The organism is Halorubrum sp. Atlit-26R, assembly GCF_003666015.1.
Lineage (GTDB): Archaea > Halobacteriota > Halobacteria > Halobacteriales > Haloferacaceae > Halorubrum.
The window spans coordinates 1-526 of sequence record NZ_QPLT01000383.1; the positions used below are offsets into that span (position 1 = coordinate 1).

At 64.1% G+C, this 526-nt stretch carries 1 protein-coding gene; it reads left to right on the forward strand.

The genetic code is table 11. The features are described from left to right. Positions 1-322: 322 nt before the first annotated feature. Positions 323-526, forward strand: a 204-nt coding sequence (locus tag DVK07_RS21080) for a DUF433 domain-containing protein (protein ID WP_147441318.1), incomplete at its 3' end; no start/stop codon positions are given.

Consider the following 526-nt stretch of genomic DNA (forward strand, 5'->3'; position numbering starts at 1 on the left):
TGCCGTCGGCTAAGCGTTCGAGCGCGCGTTCGGTGCGCCACGCTTCGAGCCCCTCGCTGAGGAGCTTCCGGACCGCCGTGCTCCGGTCGAGGCGCTCCGATTCGAGGTACGCCTCGAGTTCTGCTTCGAGGTCTTCGGGGACGCGCGTAGAGATGGTGGGCATGGTGTTTGCTATGTGTACGATGTATTCATAGGTTTCGGCGGGCGGAGATCCAGCGATCACGCTGACCACCATCATGTCACCGCACGCCAGCTGGCGGAGACCGACGCAGTCTTCCGAGCCGCCCGAAGGACTAAACGGATATCGGTCGTATTTCATCGTATGACCTCGATCGTCCGGGACGAGGCGATTCGCTCCGGCGAGCCCCGCGTGGAAGGGACGCGGATCACCGTGCGCGACGTCAAGCGGCGCGTGATCGACGCCGATGAGGATCCACACGTCGTCGCCGGCGAGTATGAGATCTCGATGGCCGACCTCTTCGGCGCGCTCGCGCACTACTACGAACACCGCGACGCGTTCGAGGAC